Source organism: Streptomyces sp. C (assembly GCF_000158895.1).
GTDB classification, from domain to species: domain Bacteria; phylum Actinomycetota; class Actinomycetes; order Streptomycetales; family Streptomycetaceae; genus Streptomyces; species Streptomyces racemochromogenes.
Map to the genome: position 1 here is coordinate 391,357 of NZ_GG657750.1, position 2,754 is coordinate 394,110.

At 72.5% G+C, this 2,754-nt stretch carries 2 protein-coding genes; both read left to right on the forward strand.

Annotation, left to right across the window (positions count from 1 at the left end; genetic code table 11):
• The first annotated feature begins 219 nt into the window (after positions 1-219).
• Positions 220-2,412, forward strand: a complete 2,193-nt coding sequence (gene katG, locus SSNG_RS01945) for a catalase/peroxidase HPI (RefSeq protein WP_042800393.1) — start codon at positions 220-222, stop codon at positions 2,410-2,412.
• A 130-nt stretch (positions 2,413-2,542) separates the two neighbouring features.
• On the forward strand, positions 2,543-2,734 hold the full coding sequence (locus SSNG_RS01950; protein ID WP_042800395.1) for a hypothetical protein: 192 nt from the start codon (positions 2,543-2,545) through the stop codon (positions 2,732-2,734).
• The last annotated feature ends 20 nt before the right edge of the window (positions 2,735-2,754 follow it).

Sequence of the window (2,754 nt, forward strand, 5' to 3'; positions counted from 1 at the left end):
CCCCGCCGCAAACCGGCGGCCCGGACGGGCGGCCGGGGCCGGCCGCCGGGTCTCGCCCGTTCGGCCCCTTCGGCGCCGGTGGTGCGATACCCGTGCTCCTGCCCCGCTTGAGGTGCCCTGCGTGTTCTGTCAGCCGCACGGGTCACAGTGCGCGACCATACGGACGCCGAGAGCAAGCAGCCCGTAGGTGGAGACACCGAGACAGGAAGAAGGACGGACGTGTCCGGCAGCGAAAGCGAGAACCCCGCAATCCCCTCCCCGGCCGCCACGCCGGCCCGCCGTCCCATGGCGAACCGGGACTGGTGGCCGAACCAGCTGGACCTGCAGGTTCTCCACCAGCACTCGCCCCGGGCGAACCCGATGGGCGAGGACTTCGACTACGCGAGGGAGTTCACGGGTCTGGACGTCGAGGCCCTGAAGCGGGACGTCTTCGAGGTGATGACGACCTCGCGGGACTGGTGGCCCGCCGACTACGGCCACTACGGGCCGCTCTTCATCCGGATGAGCTGGCACGCGGCGGGCACGTACCGGATCGCCGACGGCCGCGGCGGCGGCGGTTCCGGCGCGCAGCGCTTCGCCCCCCTCAACAGCTGGCCGGACAACGCGAGCCTCGACAAGGCGCGCCGCCTGCTGTGGCCGGTCAAGCAGAAGTACGGCCGGAAGGTCTCCTGGGCGGACCTCCTCGTCTTCGCCGGGAACTGCGCCATGGAGTCCATGGGCTTCAAGACCTTCGGCTTCGGGTTCGGCCGGGAGGACATCTGGGAGCCGGAGGAGATCTTCTGGGGTCCCGAGGACACCTGGCTCGGGGACGAGCGCTACAGCGGCGACAGGGAGCTGACCGGCCCGTTCGGCGCCGTGCAGATGGGGCTGATCTACGTCAATCCGGAGGGGCCGAACGGAAACCCGGACCCCCTCGCCGCCGCCAGGGACATCCGCGAGACGTTCGGGCGCATGGCGATGAACGACGAGGAGACGGTCGCCCTGATCGTGGGCGGGCACACGTTCGGGAAGTGCCACGGCGCCGTCGATCCCGAGTACGTCGGTCCCGAGCCGGAGGCCGCGCCGATCGAGCAGCAGGGGCTCGGCTGGACGAACTCGTCCGGCACCGGTGTGGGCGCCGACACGATCACCAGCGGCCTGGAGGGCGCCTGGACGACCGAGCCGACCAAGTGGGACAACGGCTACCTGGACAACCTGTTCCGGTACGACTGGGAGCTGACCCGCAGCCCGGCCGGCGCGCAGCAGTGGACGCCGACGGATCCCGCGGCCCGGGACACGGTGCCCGACGCGCACGACCCGTCCAAGCGGCACGCCCCGATGATGCTGACCACGGACCTCGCGCTGAAGGTGGACCCGGTCTACGCCCCGATCGCGAGGAGCTTCCACGAGGACCCGGCCAAGCTCGCGGACGCCTTCGCCCGCGCCTGGTACAAGCTGCTGCACCGCGACATGGGTCCCGTCTCGCGCTACCTCGGCCCGTGGATCCCCGAGCCGCAGCTGTGGCAGGACCCGGTCCCCGCCGTCGATCACGCGCTGGTCGGGGACGCGGAGATCGCCGACCTCAAGGCCCGGGTCCTCGGCTCGGGGCTGTCCGTCTCCCAGCTGGTCGCCACCGCCTGGGCCGCGGCCGCGTCCTTCCGCGGCACCGACATGCGCGGCGGCGCCAACGGCGGTCGGATCCGGCTCGCGCCGCAGAAGGACTGGGAGGCCAATGCCGGGGCCGAGGTGTCCGGGACGGTGGCGGCCCTCGACCGGATCCGGCAGGACTTCAACGCCGCGCAGAGCGGCGGGAAGAAGGTGTCCCTCGCCGACCTGATCGTCCTGGGCGGCTGCGCGGCCGTCGAGAGGGCGGCCAAGGACGCCGGGCACCCGGTCACGGTGCCGTTCGCTCCGGGGCGCACGGACGCCTCCCAGGAGCAGACCGACGTGGAGTCGTTCGCCGTGCTCGAACCCAGGGCGGACGGGTTCCGCAACTACCTCCGGGCCGGCGAGAAGCTGTCGCCGGAGACGCTCCTGCTGGACCGGGCCAACCTGCTGACGCTGACCGCTCCGGAGATGACGGTGCTGACGGGCGGCATGCGGGCCCTGGACGCCGGCTTCCAGGGGTCCCCGCACGGCGTCCTCACCGACCGGCCGCAGACGCTGACCACCGACTTCTTCGTGAACCTGCTGGACATGGGGACGCAGTGGACGGCCTCGGCCACGGACGAGAACGTGTTCGAGGGACGGGACCGCGCCACGGGCAAGGTCAGGTGGACGGCGACCGCGGTCGACCTCGTCTTCGGCTCGCACTCCCAGCTGCGGGCCCTGTGCGAGGTCTACGCGTCGCAGGACGCGGGCGAGAAGTTCGTACGCGACTTCGTGGCGGCGTGGGACAAGGTGATGACCCTGGACCGCTTCGACCTCGCGTGACCCGGGGCGGGCCGGGCCGCGTCCGCCGTCCCGGCCCGGCCCCCGCGGGCCGGCCGGGACCGGGCCGGTGGGCGGGTGCCCGGCGGGCGGCGCATCCTGGGAGGAGGACCCTCCTGCCTTCCTGAACCCCTTGGGGGACGTCATGGAACTGGGCTTCCTCAAACCGCTCTTCTCCCGCCCCGGCCCCTGGGCCTCCGTGTTCGTGGAGGGCAGCCGCGCGACCGAGGACGCGCAGCGGATCCGGGCACTGCGCGAGCGGGCCGTCGCCGCACAGCTGATCGACGCGGGCGCCGACGCCTACACCGTCCGAAGCACGTGGTGAACCGGCTCCTCGGGGAGCCG